Origin of the sequence: Salifodinibacter halophilus (genome assembly GCA_012999515.1) — a bacterium.
GTDB lineage: Bacteria > Pseudomonadota > Gammaproteobacteria > Nevskiales > Salinisphaeraceae > Salifodinibacter > Salifodinibacter halophilus.
Map to the genome: position 1 here is coordinate 1 of JABEEB010000618.1, position 242 is coordinate 242.

Below are 242 nucleotides of genomic sequence, written 5' to 3' on the forward strand. Positions count from 1 at the left end.
GCCACGACACCTTGGTGCTGCATTTGGCCTGCGGCCTGGATTCGCGCATCTACCGGGTCGACCCGGCGCTGGACGTGGACTGGCTGGACATCGACTTTCCGGAAGTGATCCGGCTGCGGCGCGAGCTGCTGCCGCAGCGGCTGGGCAAGTACCGCACCCTGGCGAGCAACGTGATGGAGCCGGACTGGATCGGCAAGCTCGATCCGGACCGGCCGGTGTTGGTGATCGCCGAGGGCCTGTTC

The 242-nt window shown here is 67.4% G+C and carries 1 protein-coding gene; it reads left to right on the top strand.

The window, feature by feature from the left end:
- Window positions 1-242 (top strand): class I SAM-dependent methyltransferase (locus HKX41_13060; protein ID NNC25063.1); only part of this gene is annotated, 242 nt, incomplete at both ends.